Genomic DNA, 19121 nt, shown 5'->3' with positions numbered 1-19121 from the left:
GAGAATTGCTCGGCATCGTAGACGCGATGCACCTCAGTTGGCGTACCCGTAAACTCCCGCAAAAAGCAATCCAAAGGATTCACCATGCATACGATCGTATTGGCTACCCAGAAGGGCGGCAGCGGCAAAAGTACGCTTGCCGTCGGCCTCGCCCTTGCAGCCATCCAGGCCGGACACACTGTTCGCCTGATCGAGACCGACTCCCAGGGGACTCTCTCGAACTGGCAAAGCCGGCGCGTCTATGCCGAGCCCATCGTCGATCCGGTCTACGTCGCCGGCGAAATCGAACAGCGGCTGCAGTCCTTGAGCGCCAGCGGCGTGACGCTGGCGATCATCGATACCGCCGGCGACATCAGCGCCGTGACGACGGCGGCCATTCGCTGCGCCGATCTGTGCCTGATCCCGGCGCGACCGACCATTGCCGATATCGAAGCGACCGCATCGACGCTGCATTTGATCCGCTCCAACGACACGCCATTCGCCTTCGTCCTTAACCAGACGCCGATCCGTGGCCAGCGCATCAACAACGCGGCCTCGGCGCTTTGCGACGAGGGAACGCTCGATAGCGCCGGTGTTCTCGCCCAGCCTTTCATCGTGATGCGCAACGACCACCAGGATGCGCTGAGTGCGGGCCTCGCGGTGAGTGAATATGCGCCGGCGAGCAAATCGGCGGACGAGGTTCGCGGCCTCTGGCAATGGGTCGCGGCCAGACTGGACGCCGGCCTGACCGCCGATGAACAGCCGATCGTCGGCGATCTGCCGGCATCGCCGGATATTCTCTCAGCGATGTTCTTAAAGCCGCCTGCAGAAACGGCTGCGGCTGTTTCCTGAAGGGCGCCCATGTCCCGGACGTGGTGCAGCGCCTCTTCGCCGGTGCGCCGCAGAGCCGGGACCGTGCGAAACATCGTTGAGTAATAGGACCCCCGGATCAGCAGCGCACCGCTGGCGCGCTGCGCAGCATCCGGGGCACATCCGCCGCAGATAGCACCTCATTTCTGGCATTTCGGACACCAGAACGTGGAGCGCCCGTTCTGGGTGAACCGCCGCACGATCCCGCCGCATCCCGCGGTCTGGCATGGCTCGCCTTCGCGATCGTAGACCTGAAACGAATGCTGGAAATAGCCGAGCTCGCCCGAGGTCTGGCGATGATCCCGCAGCGACGAGCCGCCGGCCTTGATGGCTTGGTTAAGCACCGCGTGAATCGCCTCCACCAGCCGCCTGGCATGATCGGTCGGTTCGCCCTTTCTGGTGGCCAGAGTCGCGGCCAGTCTTCGCGGCGACAGATGCGCGCGAAATAGCGCCTCGCAGACATAGATATTGCCGAGGCCCGCGACCACGCGCTGGTCGAGCAGCGCCGCCTTCAGGCTGGTCTTTTTGTTGGCGCATGAGCGCGCCAGCATGTTGGCATCGAATTCATTGCCGAGCGGTTCAGGCCCGAGACCGCTGAGCAGCGGCTCGTCTTCGAGCCCCTTGCGGGCGATCACCTTCATGTAACCGAACCGGCGCGGATCGTTGAAGACGATGGCCGCGCCCGACGACATCCGGAACACGACATGGTCATGCGCGCGATCCTCGCCGCGCGGGCGGTGGAACTGGCCCGGCGCTTTCTGATCCCCATCCTTGAGGACGCGGAACGAACCGGACATCCCCAGATGCATCAGGAGCACGTCGCCGGAGCCAAGGTCCGCCATCAGGTATTTGGCGCGGCGGCCGAGGCCGGTCACGGTCTGGCCTTCGAGGCGCGCGACAAAGTCCTTCTGGAACGGAAACCGGAGGTCTTTGCGCCGGACTTCCGCCTGCACAATCCGCGCGCCCTCCATGGCCGGCTGCAGGCCGCGGCGGACAGTCTCGACTTCGGGCAATTCGGGCATGGGAGCATTCACACGGAGCGCGATCAGCAAAAGTGTATGCGGTTTTGCGTCCGATCGCGCTCCAATTGTTGTATTTTGCGCACAATCTCCTCGCCAAACCGCTTACACTTTGGCGGATTGTGCGCTGAGACCCTGACGTGATAGCGCCATTGCGGCGGGCACGCTATGGTCCGGCTGGCGCCCAATTTCCGAAGTTCGCAAGCCCTCGCTGCACCGTCGGACGAACTTCGGAAAGTGAAGGGCGCCATAAAATGTATGATTCTAGTGTCGCTCTTCGATTTGAAGTTCCTGATAGAACCTGCCGCTGGCTGTGCTGGAACTTCAAATCGGCGGCACTAGCGGAGACGACTTGATGGACCAACCGGACCAAACCACGCATTTCGGCTTCAGGGATGTGCCCCTGAGCGACAAGCAGACGCTGGTAAACGACGTGTTTCACAGCGTGGCGCAGCGCTATGACCTGATGAACGATTTGATGTCGGCGGGCCTGCATCGGGTCTGGAAAGACCTGATGATCAACGCGCTCAACCCGCCGCGCGGCGATACGCCATTTGCCCTGCTCGATGTCGCCGGCGGCACCGGCGACATCGCGTTCCGCGCCGCCGGGGCGGCTGGACCGGGCTTCAAAGCCACGGTCTGTGACATCAATTCCGATATGCTCGAGGTCGGCCGTCAGCGCGCGGCGGCGCGGCAGCTGGACGATCGCGTATCGTTCGTCGAAGGCAATGCCGAGGAGCTGGCTTTTCCCAACCGGGCGTTCGACGCCTACACCATCGCGTTCGGCATCCGCAACGTGCCGCGGATCGATCGCGCGTTAAGCGAGGCGTTTCGCGTGCTGAGGCCCGGCGGCCGGTTCCTGTGCCTGGAATTTTCCACCGTCGACGTGCCGGGGCTTGATCGGATTTACGATCTGTTTTCGTTCAAGGTGATTCCGCCGCTCGGCCGCGCGGTGACCGGCGATGCCGCGTCCTATCAATATCTAGTGGAGTCGATCCGCAAATTCCCGAAGCCCGGCGCTTTCGCCGAGATGATCGGCGCCGCCGGCTTTTCCCGCGTCGGCTGGCAAAGCTTCTCGGGCGGCATCGCGGCGTTGCATTCGGGCTGGCGTTTGTGATTTCCGCGATTACCCACATCGCGCGGCTTGCCCGCGCCGGTTTCGTGTTTGCGCGCGAGGGCGTGTTTGGCGTCGTCGATCCGAGCCTGGTGCCGCCACCCGGACAGCTCGCGCTGCGCCTCGCCCGAATCATCGAGCGCCCCGGCGCCAAGTCCGGTCCGCGGCTGTCGCGGGCGCTGACACGGCTAGGGCCGGCCTATCTCAAGCTCGGACAGTTTCTCGCGACCAGGCCCGACGTGGTCGGCGTCATGATGGCGCGCGATCTGGAAAGCCTGCAGGACCGGCTGCCGCCGTTCTCGCAAGCCGAAGCCGAAGCGGTCATCGCAGTCTCGCTGGAACGCCCCGTCGCAGAGGCGTTTGCGAGCCTGGGGCCGGCGGTGGCCGCCGCCTCGATCGCGCAGGTGCATCGCGGCGAAACCGAGCGGGATGGCGTGCGCTCGGCTGTGGCGGTGAAAGTGCTGCGGCCCAACGTGGCGGCGCGCTTCCGCCGCGACCTCGCCGATTTCTTCTTTGTCGCGCACCAGGCCGAGACCTATTCGGCGGAAGCGCGGCGGCTGCGGCTGATCGAGATCATCAACACCATGTCGCGCTCGGTCGCGATGGAGATGGACCTGCGGCTCGAGGCGGCCGCGCTGTCGGAAATGGCCGAGAACACCCGCGACGATCCGGACTTTCGCGTGCCCACGGTCGACTGGGATCGCACCTCGCACAATGTCCTGACCATGGAATGGATCGACGGCATTGCGCTCTCCGATCATGCGCGGCTCGAGCAATCGCAAGTCGATCTGCCCGAGCTCGGGCGCAAGGTGATCCAGAGTTTCCTGCGCCATGCGCTGCGCGACGGCTTCTTTCACGCCGATATGCACCCGGGCAACCTGTTCCTTGACGACGCCGGCCGGCTTGTCGCCGTCGATTTCGGCATCATGGGCCGGCTCGGCCTGAAGGAGCGGCGCTTTCTCGCCGAGATTCTGCTGGGCTTCATCACCCGCGACTATCGCCGCGTCGCCGAAGTGCATTTCGAGGCCGGTTATGTGCCGGCGCACCACTCGGTGGAGAATTTTGCGCAAGCCATCCGCGCCATCGGCGAGCCGATCCACAACCGCACCGCCGAAGAAATCTCGATGGCGAAGCTACTGACGCTGCTGCTGGAGGTCACCGGCCTGTTCGACATGCGGACCCGCCCCGAATTGATCCTGCTGCAGAAGACCATGGTGGTGGTCGAGGGCGTCGCGCGCGGCTTCGATCCCAAGCTCGACATCTGGAAGGTCGCCGATCCCGTGGTCCGCGAATGGATCGAGCGCAATCTCGGTCCGGTGGGACGCATCCAGGGGGCGATGGCCGGCGCCGGAGAACTCGGCCGCGTGTTCGCAGGCCTGCCGGACATCGCGGCGCGGGCAGTGGTCGTGCTCGAGCAGTTGGAGACCATGACGCGGGAAGGATTGACGCTCTCGCCGGAGACGGTCGCGGCGATGGGGCGGACCGAGGGCCGCAAGAGCCGCTGGCGCACGCTGGCGCTCTGGATCATCGCGGCGACCTTCATCGGAATCCTGTTCGCCATTCGGCAGCTATGATTGCAATGCAATCAATTTGGTGATAGCATTACAATCACCTTCCCCGCGGAATCGCCCATGGCCAGCCTGACGGTCCGAAAGCTTGACGACGCCATCCGCGACGCACTGCGGCTGCGTGCGGCCCGCAATGGCCGCTCGGTCGAGGACGAGGTCCGGGTGATCCTGCGCGACGCCTCGCAGAGCGGTCCCACATTCGCCGCCCCCGCTTCCCGGGCAACGGCTCAGGAAAGATCCGGGCCGCCACCGGCGCGCGCCGCAGCCCTTGGGCTTCCCCGCGTCACCCTGATCCTTGGCGGCGGCATTGCCGCCTACAAGGCGCTGGACCTGATCCGGCGGCTCAGGGATCGGCATATTCACGTCCGCTGCGTGCTGACCAGGGCCGCACAGCACTTCGTCACCCCGCTGACCGCCAGCGCGCTGTCGAACGAGCGCTGCTACACCGATCTGTTCGATCCCGAGAGCGAATTCGACGCCGGGCATATCCGGCTCGCCCGCGACTGCGACCTGATCGTGGTGGCGCCGGCGACCGCGGACCTGATGGCGAAGATGGCGCACGGCGCCGCCGACGATCTCGCGACCGCCATCCTGCTTGCGGCAAGCCGGCCGATCCTGCTGGCGCCGGCGATGAACCCGGTGATGTGGAACAATGCCGCGACGCGCCGCAATGTCGCGCTGCTCGAACGCGATGGCGTGGCCATGATCGGACCCAATGCCGGCGAGATGGCGGAGGCCGGCGAGGCCGGCATCGGCCGGATGGCGGAGCCCCTGGAAATAGCCGCCGCAGCCGAGCGCTTGCTGCGCCCGGCCCAACCGCGACCGCTGGCCGGCCAGCGCGTCCTGATTACCGCCGGGCCGACGCACGAGCCGATCGATCCAGTGCGCTACATCGCCAACCGTTCCTCGGGCAAACAGGGCTTTGCCATCGCCGCGGCGGCGCAGGCTGCCGGCGCCGAGGTCACCTTGATCTCGGGACCGGTCGAACTCGAGGATCCGCCCGGCGTCGCGGTGACGCATGTGGAATCGGCGCGCGACATGCTGCACCGGGTGGAAGCCGCCCTTCCCGTGGATATCGCGATCTTCGCCGCCGCTGTCGCCGACTGGCGCGTCGCCAATGAAGGCCAGCAGAAACTGAAAAAGACCCAGGCCGGCATGCCGCCGCTGCAGCTCGTGGAAAATCCGGATATTCTGGCCACGATCTCGAAACCAGGCGACAAGCGGCCGCCGCTGGTGATCGGCTTCGCCGCCGAGACCGAACATCTGATCGAGAACGCGAAGTCAAAACTCGCCCGCAAGGGCTGCGACTGGATCGTGGCCAATGATGTCTCGCCGGCGTCAGGGGTGATGGGCGGCGATCGCAACACCGTTCATCTCTTGACCCGGGACGGCCATGGAACCAATGCCGACATCAATGTCGATTCCTGGCCGGTGATGACCAAAGAGGAAGTCGCCGGTGCTCTGGTGTCGCGTATCGCCAAGGCCCTGGCGGAGAGGAACCGAACTTGAGCACCAGCATCAAAATCGACATCCAGCAATTGCCCCACGGCGAAGGCCTCGCTTTGCCCGCCTATCAGAGCGCTCATGCCGCCGGGCTCGACCTGCTCGCCGCGGTTCCCGAAGGGGCGCCGATCGTCCTTGCCCCCGGAAAACATGCGCTTGTTCCCACCGGGCTGACGATCGCACTGCCGCCGGGCTACGAGGCACAGGTCCGCCCGCGCTCCGGACTGGCGGCAAAGCATGGCGTCACCGTGCTGAACGCGCCCGGCACGGTGGACGCGGACTATCGCGGCGAGATCGGCGTGCTCTTGATCAATCACGGCGATGCCCCGTTTTCGATCCGGCGCGGCGAGCGCATCGCGCAGATGGTGATTGCATCCGTGGTCCGAGGGGAACTGGTTCCGGCGGCGTCGCTTTCCGCCACCGACCGCGGCGGCGGCGGGTTCGGTTCAACCGGGCGCTGATCCGGCGCAAATGAGCGGATTCATTTTCATAAAAATCGCCTGAAAAAATTTAATCCCGCATTTTCTTGCGCTGCGATTCACGTTCACGGTCTGGACTCTTACCGGCTGACTCCCGTTGGGGATATTGTCATTCGATTCGCGAACGGAAAGCGCGGCCAGCACAGGTCGCGCACCGGGCGTGGAGTTGTGCGGTTTGGGGCAAACCATGTCGGGCGTGATCGCGGCAATGCGTCGGAGCCTGCTGTCGTGCACATCACTGGCGCGCAACAGCCTGATTGCCTGTGGAACTTGCCTTGGCACCGCCGCGCTGGTCTCGGTCCGGCCGGCCCATGCCAGCGACCTGCCGCTGCTGCAGACCATCGCCACCTTCATCGATCTGAACCACCAGGAAATCGCAGCCCTGACCACGGCGCTGTCGCTGCTCGGCTTTTCGGTCGTGGCGGCGATCCTGCTCATGGGCACGCGGGTTCGCGCGGCAAGAAACGAGGCACGGCTGCGCGCCGATATCCAGAGCCTGCAGGCCGAGGCCGACCGCTTCCGCGCGCTGCTGTTCGCCGAGCCCCAAATCCTGATCTCCTGGGCCGCCGGCGACAATCGCCCGCAAATCAGCGGCGATACCGCGCTGCTGATGTCGCAGGACTCGCCGCAGCGCATCCTTGCGTTCGGAACCTGGCTGCCGCCGGAGCCGGCGCTGCAGATGGATCACGCGGTCGATGCCTTGCGCGAGGCCGGCGAGGGCTTCCTGCTCAATCTGACCACCTCGCATGGACACGCCGTCGAGGCCATGGGTCGCGCCATCGGCGGCCAGGCCATCGTGCGGATTCGCGAACTTTCCGGGTTGCGCCGGGAACTGGCCGAGACCAACCTCCGGCACAAGGCGCTGCTGGAAGAAAGCGAGATGCTGCGCGGTTTCGCGGCCGCGGCGCCATGGCCGATATGGACCAAACGCGCCAACGACGGCCTGCTCTATGCCAACGCCGCCTACGCGAGGGCGAGCGAAGCCGCCAGCGTCGCCGATGCGATCGATCGCAACCTCGAACTGCTCGACCGCGGCGACCGCGGCGACATGGACCGTGCCTTGCACGACAAGGCGGCGTTTACCGCCCGGCTGCCGATCGTGGTCGGCGGCGAGCGACGCTTCTACGACGTGCATGCGCTCAATGTCGGCGGCGGCAGCGTCGGCATCGCCATCGACGCCTCCGAGGCCACCGCCCTCAGCGCGGCGCTGGTGCGGATGGCGGAGGCACATCGCCGCACGCTCGATCAATTGTCGTCCGGCGTTGCCGTGTTCGACGGCCAGCGGCGGCTGGCGTTCTACAACGATTCCTATCGCCGCCTGTGGGACCTCGATCGTGCCTTTCTCGACAGCAACCCCGACGATTCGAGCGTGCTCGACCGGCTGCGCGCCGCCCGCAAGCTCCCCGAGCAGCCGGATTTCCGGGCCTGGAAGGCCAAGCTGCACGAGGCCTACCGCGCCGTCGAGCCGGAAAAGGATACCTGGTATCTGCCCGACGGCCGCGCCCTGAGCGTCGTCACCACGCCAAATCCGGAAGGCGGCGTTACCTATCTGTTCGACGATGTCACCGAAAGCCTGGAACTGGCGCGCAGGTTCGACGGCCTGATCCGGGTCCAGCGCGAGACGCTCGATAACTTGGCCGAAGCCGTCGCGGTGTTCGGCAGCAATGGCCGCGCGCAGCTGTTCAATCCGGCCTTCGCCAGAATGTGGAAGCTGTCGCCGGATGCGCTCCGCGAGCAACCGCATATCGAGACCGTGGAAGCCTGGTGCAGGCCGCTGTTCGACGAGGGAGCGACGTGGCGCACGCTTCGCGAAGCGATCACCCGAATCGACAACCGGGTCGAGGTGTCGCTGAAGCTGGAACGCAAGGACGGCAGCGTGCTGGACTGCATGACCATGCCGCTGCCCGACGGCGCCACCATGCTGACATTCCAGGACATCACCGATACCGAAAACGTCGAGCGTGCGCTGCGCGAGCGCAACGAGGCACTGGAGACGGCCGACCAGATGAAGGTCGATTTCGTCCACCACGTCTCCTATGAATTGCGCTCGCCGCTGACCACCATCATCGGCTTTGCGCATCTGCTGAACGATCCCACCACCGGTCCGCTGGTACCCAAGCAGGCGGAATATCTCAACTACATCACCACCTCGACCAACTCGCTGTTCGCCCTCATCAACAACATCCTGGATCTCGCCACCATCGACGCCGGCGCGATGACGCTTGAACTCGGCCCGGTAGATATTCGCAAGACCATCGACAATGCCGCGGAGGGAATCCAGGACCGGCTTGCCCGCGATCGCATCGAACTCAAGGTCGACGTCGATCCCAACATTGGGAGCTTCGTTGCCGACGGCAGCCGCGTGGTGCAGGTGCTGTATAATCTTCTGGCCAATGCCGTCGGATTTTCACCCCAGGATGCCACGATCACGCTGAGCGCCCACCGCACCGAGCACAACGTGGTGTTCGCGGTGACCGATCTCGGGCCCGGCATTCCGCCCGACGTCAAGGACAAGGTTTTCGACTGGTTCGAGAGTCATTCCAACGGATCGCGGCATCGCGGCGCCGGGCTTGGCCTGCCGCTGGTGAAATCATTCGTCGAACTGCATGGGGGCAGGGTGCGCGTCGATTCGATCGTCGGCAGGGGAACCACCGTCACCTGCGACTTTCCGATCGATCAGGCGGCGCATCGCAACGCCGCGGAATGACCGACCTCACGACATTCTCGCTGGCACTTGCGAACGAGACGGCGACCGCGAGCCTGATGGCCGATCTTGCCACGCTGATCGGCCCCGGCGACGTCATCACCCTGTCGGGCGATCTCGGCGCCGGCAAGACCGCCGCGGCGCGCGCCTTGATCCGTTATCTCGCCGGCGACGATTCGGTTGAGGTTCCAAGCCCGACCTTCACCCTCGCCCAAAGCTACGATCTGCCGGCGTTTCCGCTGGTTCACGCGGACCTTTACCGCATCAACGATGCCGCGGAACTCGAGGAGATCGGTCTGTCGCCATTGCCGGAGGGCACGGTCGCGCTGATCGAGTGGCCCGAGCGCGCGCCGTCAGCGATGCCGCAAGACCGAATCGAGATTGCGCTGAACCACCGCCCGGCGCTGGGATCAACAGCCCGCGCCGCTGAAATCACCGGCTACGGAAAAGCCGCCGCACAAGTCGCCCGGCTCAAGGCACTGCGGCAGTTTATCGCCGATGCCGGCTTCGCCGACGCCAAGCGCCAGCGCATGGCCGGCGATGCGTCGACGCGTTCGTATGCGCGGCTGATCCGCGACGATGGCGTCGTCATTCTGATGAACTCGCCGCGGCGGCCCGACGGGCCGGCGATCTATGACGGTAAATCCTACAGCGCGGCGGTGCATCTGGCCGAGGACGTCAAGCCGTTCGTCGCTATCGCCAATGCCTTGAGCGGGCGCGGCCTGTCGGCGCCGGCCATCCATCACGCCGACCTCGACGCCGGGTTCCTGATCACCGAGGATTTCGGCAGCGAAGGCTTCACCGAAGGCGATCCACCCCGCCCGATCGCGGAACGCTATGAAACCGCGGTCGACATGCTGGCGGCGTTGCACCGTGAAGCGCTGCCCGAGGTTTTGCCGCTGGCGCCGCAGATCACCTATGCCATTCCCACGTTCGACATCGACGCCATGCTGGTCGAGATCGGATTGATGCTCGAATGGTATCTGCCGGACCGCGGCGCCGAGCCGACCAACAATTTGCGCGCCGAATTCGTCATGATGTGGCGCGATTTGCTGGGCAAGGTAGCCGCTGTCGCCAAAACCTGGGACAAGACCTGGGTGTTGCGGGACTTCCATTCGCCCAACCTGATCTGGCTCGGCGAACGGTCGGGGATTTCCAAAGTCGGCATCATCGACTTTCAGGATGCCGTGCTGGGGCCGGCCGCCTATGACCTGGTCTCACTATTGCAGGATGCGCGGGTCGACGTGCCGGAGCAGCTCGAACTTGCCCTGCTGACGCGCTACATCAAGGCGAGGCACACGGCGGATAACACGTTCGATCCGGCGGGTTTCGCCGAGATTTATGCGATCATGTCGGCGCAGCGCAACACGCGGCTGCTCGGCACCTTCGCACGGCTCAACCGGCGCGACGGCAAGCCACAATATCTGCGCCATCAGCCACGAATCTGGACCTATCTGACGCGTTCGCTGGCGCACCCTGTCCTCTCCAGCCTTCGGGAGTGGTATTCCGCCAACGTCCCACCACCGGGCCCGTAGTTTACCGGATGTTAGCCACCTTCCCCCTAATCTGAGGGGGGACCGCCGCCATGAAGCGCGGGGGCGGTTGCTTGAGGGTGGAGCGAGAGATGGTGGCAGAACGGCGCAAGGGCGAGCGCGTCACATTCGAGCGCGGGATCGCCGCGCACATGATGGGCATCGACGGTACCTGGCGGCGCGATTGCACGATGGAGGATATTTCGGAGACCGGCGCCAAGCTGACCGTCGAGGGCTCCGTCGAGGGGTTGCATCTCAAGGAATTCTTCCTGCTGCTGTCGTCGACCGGCCTGGCCTACCGCCGCTGCGAGCTGTCCTGGGTCAATGGCGACCAGATCGGGGTCAACTTCCTTAAGACGGGTGAGAAGAAGAAGAAGGCGTCACGGCGCACAGCTGCCGAGACCTGAACCCGGTTCGGTTCCGCCGTCTTACCACCGTCACGTCCGACGACTATGGCGATCAACCAATGATGCGCCACCGGAATCGCCATGGTATGATTTGCGGTGGTTTTGACAATTCGTGCGTAATTTGATCGCAGAGCCAGCCGCCGCTGTTGTGGAATAGGCTGGGAACAACGGTTCGAGAAATTTCCGGAATGTCCGTCACCCCCACCAAAGCCATGGTCCTCGCCGCCGGTCTCGGCCTGCGCATGCGGCCCTTGACGGAGCGGATGCCAAAGCCGCTGGTGCCGGTGGCGGGCCGCGCGTTGCTCGATCATGTGCTCGACAAGCTCGGCGATGCCGGCGTCAACGAGGCAATCGTCAATGTCCACTATTTGCCCGACCAGATCATCGATCACGTCGCGGCGCGCGCGAAACCCCATGTGACCATCTCCGATGAGCGTAACCAGGTGCTGGGTACCGGCGGCGGCGTCGTCAAGGCGCTGCCGTTGCTCGGCCAGGCGCCGTTCTTCCTTGTCAATGCGGACACCATGTGGATCGATGGCGTGCGGCCCAATCTGGCGCGGTTGGCCGAAGCGTTCGATCCCGCGTGCATGGATATTCTGCTGCTGATGGCGCCGACGACCAGCAGCATCGGTTACGACGGCAGCGGCGATTATGCGATGCTGGCCGACGGCGCGCTGCGCAAGCGACGGGAACACCAGGTGGTCCCCTTCGTCTATGCCGGGGCGGCGATCATGTCGCCGGCGCTGTTCACGAAAGCCCCAAAGGGCGAATTCTCGCTGACCCGGATGTTCGATTCCGCCAACGAGCAGGAACGGCTGTTCGGCCTGCGGCTGGACGGCGTATGGATGCATGTCGGAACACCCGACGCGGTTCAGGCCGCCGAAGAGGCCTTTCTCGAGAGCGTGGCGTAGACGAAGGTTTCACCGTTCCGTCATCCCGGCCAAGCCAACGGGTCGCGCGAACGCGCGCCCGATGACAGGCTCCGCGCCAGCCGGGACCCATAACCACCGATGTCCCTTGTTGTGCCTGGCCGGGGCCACAATCCCATCCCTAGCTCATATTGATGGTTATGGGTCCCCGTTTTCGCCGGGACGACGAATCGTTTGTCAGATGCGCCTGCGACGGCAAACCTTGTCGCTGCCCGCGTTTGACCAATTAGAAATCGCACCCAAAATTCGCCCATGCCATGATGCAGCCTGATCCCGAATCAGGAAGCCCATGCGCGTTTTCAGCGTTCCAGCATCAGCGCCGTTCTTGCGCACCGTCATTGCCGCGCTGGTCGAGGGCAGGCTGGTTGATGGTTTCGAGGCCCGCGCGCATCCGGAAAGACTGGCGCAGGCAACCCTCTATCTCCCGACCCGGCGCTCGGGGCGCATGGTACGGGAAATCTTTCTCGACGAGCTCGGCACGCAAGCCGTGCTGCTGCCCCGTATCGTCGCGCTCGGCGACATCGACGAGGACGAACTGGCGTTTGCCGAGGACGGTGAGCCGTTCGACGGCACGGCGCCGCTCGATATCCCGCCGAGGCTCGGCGAGCTCGACCGCCGGCTGACGCTGGCCAATCTCGTCGCGGCGTGGGCGAAACGCCCGGTGTTGGCGCCGCAGGTGGTCGGCGGGCCGGCCTCGACGCTGGCGCTGGCGGGCGACCTCGCGCGCCTGATGGACGACATGGTCACCCGCGGCGTCGGCTGGGACGCGCTGAACGGGCTGGTGCCGGATCAACTCGACGAATATTGGCAGTACTCGCTGCAATTCCTGCAGATCGCGCGACAGGCGTGGCCCGCACATCTGCAGGAAATCCAGAAAATCGAACCGGCGGCGCGGCGCGATCTCCTGATCGATGCGGAAGCCAGGCGCCTGACCGCGAATCACGACGGCCCGGTGATCGCGGCCGGCTCGACCGGATCGATGCCGGCGACCGCGAAATTCCTACACGCCATAGCGGCGCTTCCGCAAGGCGCGGTCGTGCTGCCCGGACTGGATACCGATCTCGACGATGACGCCTGGCAGATCATCGGCGGCCTCCGGGACCCACACGGCAGATTCACGATGCCTCCGGCGTCGAACCATCCGCAATATGCGATGCACGCACTGCTGCATCGGTTTGGCATCAAACGCCGCGACGTGGAGATTTTGGGCAAACCAGCGCCGCAAGGGCGCGACGTCCTCGTCTCCGAGGCGATGCGGCCCTCCAACGCGACCGCGCAATGGCAGCGACGGCTGGCCGAGCCCGACATCGCCGAGAAGATTTCATGCGGCATGACAAATCTCGCCGTGATCGAGGCTGACAATTCCGAGATGGAAGCGCTTGCAATCGCGGTGGCAATGCGCGAGGCGCGGCATCTCGACAAGTCGGCGGCGCTGGTGACACCGGACCGCGCGCTGGCGCGGCGCGTGATCGCCGCACTTGGCCGCTGGAATCTCGCTTTCGACGATTCCGGTGGCGAAGCGCTGATGGAAACGCCGGCAGGAATCTTCGCGCGGCTTGCCGCCGAAGCAGCGGCCAAACAGCTTGAGCCGCCGACGCTGCTGGCGCTGCTGAAGCATCCGCTGTGCCGGTTGGGCGGCGCGCCATGCGTATTTCAGAACGCCACGCAAGTGCTTGAACTGGCGCTGTTGCGAGGCACGCGGCCACAAGCTGGAAGCGATGGGCTGGCGCAGGATCTCATCCGCTTCCGCGGCGAGCTCAAAAAATTGCGCAAGGGCGAGCCATCCTCGCTGCACGGTTCCGAGCCGCGCGCCCGGCTGACCGATGACGAACTCGATGGCGCGGATCGGCTGATCGTCCAGCTGCGGCGCGCGCTGGCGCCGCTCGAAAGCCTCAATCGCTCGAAGGCCCAAGATTTTGCCGAACTCGCGCAACGCCATCGCGACGTCCTGATCGAGCTGTCGCGCGATCAGCCTGGCGTCGCCGCGGTCTTCGAGGGTCGTCAGGGATCGGCGCTGGCCTCGGCGTTCGATGACCTGCTCGGCGAACGCCCGCAAAGCGGCCTGATGGTCGAGCTGGCAGACTATCCGGACGTGTTCCAGACCGCGTTCGCCGATCGCATGGTGCGGCGACCGGAAGGGAGCAATGTTCATCTCAAAATATACGGACCCCTGGAGGCGCGACTGACGCAATCCGACCGCGTCATTATTGGCGGTCTGGTCGAAGGGGTCTGGCCGCCGGCGCCCCGGATCGATCCGTGGCTGAGCCGGCCGATGCGGCACGAGCTGGGTCTCGATTTGCCGGAGCGGCGCATCGGCCTGTCCGCGCACGACTTCGCCCAATTGCTCGGCACCGAGGAGGTCATCCTCAGTCATGCCGCAAAGGTCGGCGGCGCGCCCGCCGTGGCGTCGCGCTTCCTGCACCGGCTGGAAGCGGTCGCGGGTGAGCAGCGCTGGAACGCCGCGAAGTCGGCAGGGCAGAGATATGTCCGCTTCGCCGGCCAACTCGACAGTCCCGAGAAAGTCGAACCGATTGCGCAGCCCGCGCCGAAACCGCCGCGCGCGGTGCGACCGCTGAAATTGTCGGTGACCGCGATCGAGGACTGGCTGCGCGATCCCTACACGATCTACGCCAAATACATTCTGAAGCTGGCGCCGCTCGATCCGGTCGACATGCCGCTGTCGGCCGCCGACCGCGGTTCGGCGATCCACGATGCGCTCGGCGAATTTACCCAAACCTTCGCCACCACGCTTCCCGAAGATCCCGTGGCCGCCTTGCGTGGCATCGGCAACAAGTACTTCGCACCGCTGATGGAACGCCCGGAGGCCCGCGCGCTGTGGTGGCCGCGCTTCCTGCGCATCGCCACTTGGTTTTCCGATTGGGAAATTGCGCGGCGCGGCAATGTCAGCGCCATCGAGGCCGAGATCAAAGGCGAAATTCCGATTCCGCTCGACGACGGGCGCACGTTCGTGTTGTCGGCGCGCGCCGACCGGATCGAGCGGCGCCGCGACGGCACGTTTGCGATCCTCGACTACAAGACCGGGCAGCCCCCGACCGCCAAACAGGTGCGGATGGGGCTGTCGCCGCAGCTTACGCTGGAAGCCGCGATCCTGCGGGAGGGCGGCTTTGCCGACATTGCAGCGGGCGCCTCGGTCAGCGATCTGATCTATGTTCGCCTGAGCGGCAACAATCCGCCCGGCGAGCAAAATTCGCTGGAGCTGAAGATCAACAGGGGCGACACGCCACAATCGCCCGATGCCGCCGCCGCCGAGGCGCGAGCCAAGCTGGAGGCGTTGATCCGCGCCTTCGAGAACGAAAGCCAGGCCTACACCTCCCTCAATCTCCCGATGTGGACCAATCGCTACGGTAGCTACGACGATCTCGCCCGCATCAAGGAATGGTCGGCGGCCGGCGGACTGGGGCTGGAAGAATGGTAACCGCGCCGCGCCCGATTCCTCCCGCGGTCCGCGCCACCCAGGCGCGCGCCTCGGATCCTGCTTCGTCGGCGTTTGTCTCGGCCAATGCCGGCTCGGGCAAGACCCATGTGCTGGTGCAGCGGGTGATTCGCCTGCTGCTCGAAGATGTGCCGCCGGAAAAAATCCTCTGCGTCACCTTCACCAAGGCGGCCGCGGCCAACATGGCGGAGCGGGTGTTTTCCACCCTCGGCCATTGGGTCACGCTCGATGACGCGGCTCTCGACGACGCCATCGCTGAAACGGGCATAGCCCACCCAAGTGCCAGGCTGCGAACGACCGCCCGCAAGCTGTTTGCCTGCGCGCTGGAGACACCGGGCGGCCTGAAGGTGCAGACCATCCACGCGCTGTGCACCAGGCTGCTGCAGCAATTCCCGTTCGAGGCCAATGTGCCGGCACGCTTTGCCGTGCTCGACGAGCGCGACCAGAACGAGATGATGGAGCGCGCCAATCTCAAGGTGCTGCTCGATGCCTCGCGCGATCCGGATAGCGCCACGGGCCGCGCGCTCAACATGGCGATGGCCAGCGCCGCCGATGTCACCTTCAAGGAAGTGGTGCGCGAGGCCTGTCTCAGCCGCGATCACTTCATGGCGTGGACCGACGCTGCCGGCGGCGCCGACGCCGCGACGGCGCAGATGTCGGCTGCACTTGGCGTTGCCGCAGGCGACCGCATCGAAGACGTCGAACGCGATATTGTCGATGGGCCGTATGTTCCGCGATCGCGGTGGGAGGAGATCGCTCTTGTCCTCGATACCGGCAACAAATCCGATTCTGACCAGGCCGGCCGGCTTCGCGAGGCGCTTGTTTTTGCCGGCGCCGCGCAAGTGGACGAATATCTCGGCGTGTTCCTTACCGATGACCGCACACCGCGCAAAACCGTGCTGACGAAGAAATTCTGCGACAACAACCGGGCGATCGCGCACCTGTTCGAACAGGAGGGCCTGCGTCTCGGCCCCCTGATCGAGCGGCGCCGCGCGGTGACGGTCCGGGATCGCACCCAGGCACTGCTGCACATCGCTACCTCAGCGGCCGCCAATTACCGGCGCGAGAAGCGGGAGCGCGGCCTGCTCGACTACGACGATCTGATCGACAAGACCCTGGAAATGCTGGACCGCGTATCTTCCGGCTGGGTGCATTACAAGCTCGACCGCGGCGTCGACCATGTGCTGATCGACGAGGCCCAGGACACCAGCCCGCGGCAATGGGACATCATCGCGCACATCATTTCCGAATTCACCTCGGGCGAAGGCGCGCGTGACGGCGTGATGCGCACGGTGTTTGCGGTCGGCGACGAGAAACAGTCGATCTTTTCGTTCCAGGGCGCGGCCCCGCGCGAGTTCGACGCCCGCCGCCGGGGGCTGGAACGGAAGTTCCTCGATGCGGGGCTGAAATTCGATCCGGTATCCTTCACCTACTCGTTCCGATCGGGACCAGCGATTCTGCAATCGGTCGACTTCGTGTTTCGCGACGAGGCGATCTACCGCAGCATCCACGCCGAAAATGCCTATCCGGTTCACGAGACATTGGCTGACGCCGGGCCGAGCCTGATCGACCTCTGGGAATTGCAGCTGCCGGACAGGAAAGACGACATCGAAGGCTGGCGTGCGCCGTTCGACGGCGTGACGGTGACAAGCCCGGAAGTGAAACTCGCCAAACGCATTCAGGCCGAGATCAAGCGGCTGGTCGAAGGCGGCGCCATGACCGGTCACGCCGGCGATCGCCGCCGGCTTCGTTACGGTGACGTGCTGGTGCTGGTGCGGCGGCGCGGCAATGCCTTCGACGCCGTGATCCAGGCGCTGAAGCATGCCGACATTCCCGTCGCCGGCGCCGACCGGCTGAAATTGACCGAGCATATCGCGATCATCGACCTGATGAACCTCGCCGACGCGCTGCTGTTGCCGCAGGACGATCTGGCGCTGGCGGTGGCGTTGAAGAGCCCCCTGTTCGGCCTTGACGACGACGACCTGTTCAAACTGGCGTGGCAGCGCCGGGGGTCGCTGCGCGACGCCTTGCGCCTGCACGCCGCCGGCGACGAAAAAATCAGAACCGCGCTGCAGCGGCTGGAAGCCTGCGCGCGCCAGGCTGTCAGTGAAACGCCGTTCGCCTTCTATGCCTGGCTGCTGGGCGGCGACGGCGGCAGGAATCGCATTCTGCGGCGGCTCGGACACGAGGCCAATGACGCGCTCGATGAATTTCTCGAACTCGCTCTGGGCTACGAGCGGAAATCGCCGGCCTCGCTGCAGGGCTTTGTGGCATGGCTGCGAACCGCTGACCTCGAGGTCAAGCGCGACATGGAAATTTCCCGCGATGAAGTCCGCGTGATGACCGTGCACGGCGCCAAGGGGCTGGAAGCGCCGGTGGTGTTTCTGGTGGATACCACCTCATCGCCATCCGATACGCAGCGGCTGAGGCTTATCCATCTGCCGCGCGACAATGCGGCGCCGCATTTGCCCGGCGTCGTGGTCTGGGCCGGCAGGAAGGCCGATGATCCGCTTGCCGCCGCGGCGGCCCGTGTTTCGATGCTTGGCGAAACCGAGGATGAATACCGCCGCCTGCTGTATGTGGCGATGACGCGCGCGGCCGATCGCCTGATCGTCGGCGGCTGCATGCCCGGCAACATGAATACGCTGCGCAAATTTTGCTGGTACGATCTGATCGTCAAGGGTCTCGAAAACTCCGGACTGCAGGTGCAGATGATCGAGATGTCGGACGGCATGGTGAAGCGCTACGCGCGGCCCGAGGATGCCGCGACGGCCCCAGGGGCCGCCACCGCGACAATGACGGCGACGCCGGTCGAGCTGCCGTCGTGGCTGCATGCACCGGCGCCGCCGGAGGCCGCCACCGATGCCCGGCTGCGCCCCTCGGATCCTGCCGCGGAGGAGGGCCGCCCCTTGCGAACCGGCGAGTCGCTGCAAACGCGCGCCCGTGCGTTGCGCCGGGGCACGCTGGTGCACCGGCTGCTGCAATCCCTGCCTGATCTCGCAACCGAACGTCGCCGTGACGCGGCCCTGAACTTCCTCGCCCGCAACGCCGGCGATTGGGACAGCGACGAGCGGGTGGCACTCACCGAACGGGTGCTGGCCTTGATCGGGGATGCGCGCTTCGCACCGGTGTTCGGCGCCGGCAGTCGCGCCGAGGTCTCGCTGGTGGGCCGGCTGGAGTGGCCGGAACGGAGACCTGCACTGGTTGCGGGGCAAATCGACCGGCTGGTGGTGACCGGAAGCGAGGTCCTGATCGTGGATTTCAAGACCAACCAGGCCCCGCCGGGCTCTGCGGCCGAGGCGCCTTCGGGCTATATCCGTCAGCTCGCGCTCTATCGCGCGGTGCTGCAGAAGCTTTATCCCCAACGGCCCGTCCGGGCAGCGTTACTCTGGACTGAAATACCTGAAATGATGGAGATTTCTGCTCCCGCGCTGGACGCCGGACTGGCATCCATTCTCAGAGGGGATGTCCGAGCTTGACCCGGCAACGGTGCGTTCATAGGTTGATTGCATGATCCAGGCGGCGATTCCCTGAAAGCCGCGTCCCTCCCGAACTGAACGAGG

11 protein-coding genes and 1 pseudogene are annotated in these 19121 nt (G+C 65.2%); 11 read left to right on the top strand and 1 reads right to left on the bottom strand.

The window, feature by feature from the left end; all coding sequences use genetic code 11:
- Positions 1 to 84 precede the first annotated feature (84 nt).
- Complete coding sequence (locus E8A46_RS26605; RefSeq protein ID WP_291567545.1) at positions 85 to 831, top strand: ParA family protein; 747 nt, start codon at positions 85 to 87, stop codon at positions 829 to 831.
- A 158-nt stretch (positions 832 to 989) separates the two neighbouring features.
- Here the strand turns inward: E8A46_RS26605 and mutM are convergent, their stop codons facing one another.
- Positions 990 to 1871, bottom strand: coding sequence for a bifunctional DNA-formamidopyrimidine glycosylase/DNA-(apurinic or apyrimidinic site) lyase (mutM, locus tag E8A46_RS26600; RefSeq protein ID WP_291567543.1), 882 nt, complete (start codon positions 1869 to 1871; stop codon positions 990 to 992).
- A 352-nt stretch (positions 1872 to 2223) separates the two neighbouring features.
- Between mutM and ubiE the strand changes: the two genes are divergently transcribed.
- The 10 genes and pseudogenes from ubiE (at position 2224) to addA (ending at position 19059) form a co-directional block, all read left to right on the top strand.
- Complete coding sequence (gene ubiE, locus E8A46_RS26595; protein ID WP_291567541.1) at positions 2224 to 2985, top strand: bifunctional demethylmenaquinone methyltransferase/2-methoxy-6-polyprenyl-1,4-benzoquinol methylase UbiE; 762 nt, start codon at positions 2224 to 2226, stop codon at positions 2983 to 2985.
- Positions 2982 to 4556 (top strand): 2-polyprenylphenol 6-hydroxylase, encoded by a 1575-nt coding sequence (ubiB, locus tag E8A46_RS26590; RefSeq protein WP_291567539.1) that lies wholly within the window; start codon positions 2982 to 2984, stop codon positions 4554 to 4556. The genes ubiE and ubiB overlap by 4 nt, the downstream gene beginning before the upstream one ends.
- Positions 4557 to 4613: 57 nt before the next feature.
- Entirely contained in the window at positions 4614 to 6059 is a 1446-nt protein-coding gene (gene coaBC, locus E8A46_RS26585) for a bifunctional phosphopantothenoylcysteine decarboxylase/phosphopantothenate--cysteine ligase CoaBC (protein WP_291567537.1), read from the top strand.
- The gene (gene dut / locus E8A46_RS26580; RefSeq protein WP_291567535.1) at positions 6056 to 6514 is read left to right on the top strand and encodes a dUTP diphosphatase; all 459 of its coding nucleotides are present in this window, start codon (positions 6056 to 6058) and stop codon (positions 6512 to 6514) included. The genes coaBC and dut overlap by 4 nt, the downstream gene beginning before the upstream one ends.
- 205 nt (positions 6515 to 6719) lie before the next feature.
- Positions 6720 to 9239, top strand: coding sequence for a PAS domain-containing sensor histidine kinase (locus E8A46_RS26575; RefSeq protein ID WP_291567533.1), 2520 nt, complete (start codon positions 6720 to 6722; stop codon positions 9237 to 9239).
- Positions 9236 to 10771 carry a tRNA (adenosine(37)-N6)-threonylcarbamoyltransferase complex ATPase subunit type 1 TsaE gene (gene tsaE / locus E8A46_RS26570; protein WP_291567531.1) on the top strand — a complete coding sequence of 512 codons (1536 nt, stop codon included), beginning with the start codon at positions 9236 to 9238 and terminating at the stop codon, positions 10769 to 10771. Before E8A46_RS26575 ends, tsaE begins: the two co-directional genes overlap by 4 nt.
- Positions 10772 to 10863: 92 nt before the next feature.
- Positions 10864 to 11175 (top strand): PilZ domain-containing protein, encoded by a 312-nt coding sequence (locus E8A46_RS26565; RefSeq protein WP_291567619.1) that lies wholly within the window; start codon positions 10864 to 10866, stop codon positions 11173 to 11175.
- Positions 11176 to 11363: 188 nt separating this feature from the next.
- The gene (locus E8A46_RS26560; RefSeq protein WP_291567528.1) at positions 11364 to 12086 is read left to right on the top strand and encodes a nucleotidyltransferase family protein; all 723 of its coding nucleotides are present in this window, start codon (positions 11364 to 11366) and stop codon (positions 12084 to 12086) included.
- Between the two features lie 307 nt (positions 12087 to 12393).
- On the top strand, positions 12394 to 15540 hold the full coding sequence (gene addB, locus E8A46_RS26555; protein WP_291567526.1) for a double-strand break repair protein AddB: 3147 nt from the start codon (positions 12394 to 12396) through the stop codon (positions 15538 to 15540).
- Positions 15534 to 19059, top strand: a pseudogene (gene addA / locus E8A46_RS26550) (double-strand break repair helicase AddA). Before addB ends, addA begins: the two are co-directional and overlap by 7 nt.
- Positions 19060 to 19121: the final 62 nt, after the last annotated feature.

Origin of the sequence: Bradyrhizobium sp., from assembly GCF_004799445.1 — a bacterium.
Lineage (GTDB): Bacteria > Pseudomonadota > Alphaproteobacteria > Rhizobiales > Xanthobacteraceae > Bradyrhizobium.
The sequence above is the reverse complement of the archived record's forward strand: the minus strand, read 5'-3'. Positions and strand labels throughout refer to the sequence as shown.

Bases quoted from the DNA above. Each gene is read 5' to 3' on its own strand.
- E8A46_RS26605 (WP_291567545.1), top strand. From the start codon at position 85: ATGCATACGATCGTATTGGCTACCCAGAAGGGCGGCAGCGGCAAAAGT.
- mutM (WP_291567543.1), bottom strand. From the start codon at position 1,871: ATGCCCGAATTGCCCGAAGTCGAGACTGTCCGCCGCGGCCTGCAGCCG.
- ubiE (WP_291567541.1), top strand. From the start codon at position 2,224: ATGGACCAACCGGACCAAACCACGCATTTCGGCTTCAGGGATGTGCCC.
- coaBC (WP_291567537.1), top strand. From the start codon at position 4,614: ATGGCCAGCCTGACGGTCCGAAAGCTTGACGACGCCATCCGCGACGCA.
- E8A46_RS26575 (WP_291567533.1), top strand. From the start codon at position 6,720: ATGTCGGGCGTGATCGCGGCAATGCGTCGGAGCCTGCTGTCGTGCACA.
- tsaE (WP_291567531.1), top strand. From the start codon at position 9,236: ATGACCGACCTCACGACATTCTCGCTGGCACTTGCGAACGAGACGGCG.
- E8A46_RS26560 (WP_291567528.1), top strand. From the start codon at position 11,364: ATGTCCGTCACCCCCACCAAAGCCATGGTCCTCGCCGCCGGTCTCGGC.
- addB (WP_291567526.1), top strand. From the start codon at position 12,394: ATGCGCGTTTTCAGCGTTCCAGCATCAGCGCCGTTCTTGCGCACCGTC.